We start from the raw sequence: 2,132 nt of genomic DNA, 5'->3' as shown, positions 1-2,132 counted from the left end.
GCCACTTTCTCGCGTCTGGCACCGGAAACGCAGCCAACCCCGTTTCAGCGGTGCGCCCAACGGATGTTATGGTAAATCAGTATCAGCTGCAGATATAAAAAAGCCGCCAGGCTGGCGGCTTGCTGTTATTTTCGTGGCTTTCCTGCATCTGAGCGTTTTCCTCTGACCCTTCCGTCATTGTTACGGTCACGAGGTTGAGTTCCGCCGCCTGGTTTAGGAACGACAACGTGTGGGTTGAGTGGTCGACGATCTGCCATTTTCTATACCTCACTGAGCATAAACAAACAATTGCCAACGAATGTTCCCTTGCGCGGGGGTATGTTGGTGGTGGTTTTGTGGTGGGATTGTTTTCCCGCCTGCGATAGTTACTTCTTTACCGCAACCGGTACATTTATAAATCCCTTCATATTCACATGTTTCTCCCGGCTTATATTCAGTGTCAAAAACCGAGTTAAACTTCGTATCTGCTTCAAAAATCTTGCTTTTGTTTCCTGAGCGAACAAGAGCCATGCAACCTCCAAATTATCATTTATTTTGCACACCTGCACTGTGCATGAGTGCATTCTACAGCATAGCCATTGATTGCACAAGTGCACTGTGCTGTTGTGCATTTGATATGTTTGCTGTACTATATCGGAGGTAAGAAGGTGATCGAAAAAATTGCCAAGTTGCGGCAAAAATTGAGGTAAAAGAAAAATGCAGCAAGATCATGAACATGATGATTGCCGCATTCAGTTTCGAGACGATTGGCTATACCAGTTTTACAAATATGGTAAAGCCAATCGAAAGATTCCAACTGCGATTAGTGCTTCATTAGGTCGCAAGCTGGATATGCTGAATGCTGCTGATAAAGTTGGAGATTTGCGGTCTCCCCCGGGAAACCGATTTGAGAATCTCAACCCTCCATTGACAGGGTATTCATCCATACGGGTGAATGAGAAGTACCGCTTGATATTTAAGTGGGGTGAAAACGGAGTCGAGGATTTGTATCTCGATCCACATGATTACCGATAGATAACAGGTCGTGGCTGTTATCTTATAAAACAAGTAGGTGAGGCGTTCCCTCACCTACATTAAAATGTCATTACAAATAATGATTAATAAAAAAAATGACGTGACTATATTTAAGATAATTACTCATCGCTACAGCTGGTAATAGACGAAATACTTATCTTCCTCATCTAACAGAGAGAAGTAAAAAATTTAGGAGTAAAGCATGTCCCAAGCAACTAGAAAACCATCAACTGTAGGGGATATTATTCTTTATGAATATCTCGAACCAAGTGGTTTAAAAATCAATGACTTGGCTGAAATGTTGAATGTGCATAGAAACTCTGCCAGTGCTTTAGTTAACAATAATAGAAAGCTGTCTACCGATATGGCTTTTAGGTTGGCTAAAGCCTTCGATACCACTGCAAAGTTCTGGCTAAATATACAGCAGTCTGTTGATTTATGGGAGGTTACTAGTAGCCCTCGATTGCAAGAAGAAATAGACAGAGTGATTCCCGCTCATGAAATCATAGAAAGGAAACACATTGTTGATAGTTCTGAGAAGAAACATGCTATTGCATGATTTTTTTTAAAAAAATATAAGTTATCCCTCAAAAAGAAGGCTTCTATAACTAGAAGCCTTCTTTTTGAGGGATAAAAACGCTCATGTTAACTTTCTTCTTACGATCTTCTTGAGATCCGTGCTCTGTACGCGTAATCTCTTGCTCTGTAAACGAAAAAACCGCCTGGGGAGGCGGTTTTTCGAAGGTTAAGTCAGTTGGGGAACTGCTTAACCTGGTAACTGGCTTCAGCAGAGCGCAGATACCAAATACTGTCCTTCCAGTGTAGCCGTAGTTAGGCCACCACTTCAAGAACTCTGTAGCACCGCCTACATACCTCGCTCTGCTAATCCTGTTACCAGTGGCTGCTGCCAGTGGCGTTTTGTCGTGTCTTTCCGGGTTGGACTCAAGTCGATAGTTACCGGAACAGGCGCAGCGGTCGGACTGAACGGGGGGTTCGTGCATACAGTCCAGCTTGGAGCGAACTGCCTACCCGGAACCGAGTGTCAGGCGTGGAATGAGACAAACGCGGCCATAACAGCGGAATGACACCGGTAAACCGAAAGGCAGGAACAGGAGAGC

At 43.9% G+C, this 2,132-nt stretch carries 3 protein-coding genes and 1 pseudogene; 2 read left to right on the top strand and 2 right to left on the bottom strand.

From position 1 onward, the window contains the following. Positions 1-267: 267 nt before the first annotated feature. Entirely contained in the window at positions 268-510 is a 243-nt protein-coding gene (locus ACSVHP_RS22895; RefSeq protein WP_023316026.1) for a hypothetical protein, read from the bottom strand. A gap of 186 nt (positions 511-696) precedes the next feature. Between ACSVHP_RS22895 and ACSVHP_RS22890 the strand changes: the two genes are divergently transcribed. Further along, entirely contained in the window at positions 697-1,014 is a 318-nt protein-coding gene (locus ACSVHP_RS22890; protein WP_023316025.1) for a type II toxin-antitoxin system RelE/ParE family toxin, read from the top strand. Between the two features lie 202 nt (positions 1,015-1,216). Beyond that, complete coding sequence (locus ACSVHP_RS22885) at positions 1,217-1,573, top strand: HigA family addiction module antitoxin (RefSeq protein WP_023316024.1); 357 nt, start codon at positions 1,217-1,219, stop codon at positions 1,571-1,573. A 316-nt stretch (positions 1,574-1,889) separates the two neighbouring features. On the opposite strand, the pseudogene ACSVHP_RS22880 reads toward ACSVHP_RS22885, so the two are convergent. After that, positions 1,890-2,015 (bottom strand): annotated as a pseudogene (locus tag ACSVHP_RS22880) (replication initiation protein); the annotation flags it as partial. Positions 2,016-2,132: the final 117 nt, after the last annotated feature.

The organism is Enterobacter sp. 186315 (genome assembly GCF_053290175.1).
This window is presented reverse-complemented; position numbering and strand designations above follow the sequence as displayed.

What these genes read in the sequence shown, in the direction of transcription:
- ACSVHP_RS22895 (WP_023316026.1), bottom strand. Translation starts at nt 510, where the DNA reads ATGGCTCTTGTTCGCTCAGGAAACAAAAGCAAGATTTTTGAAGCAGAT.
- ACSVHP_RS22890 (WP_023316025.1), top strand. Translation starts at nt 697, where the DNA reads ATGCAGCAAGATCATGAACATGATGATTGCCGCATTCAGTTTCGAGAC.
- ACSVHP_RS22885 (WP_023316024.1), top strand. Translation starts at nt 1,217, where the DNA reads ATGTCCCAAGCAACTAGAAAACCATCAACTGTAGGGGATATTATTCTT.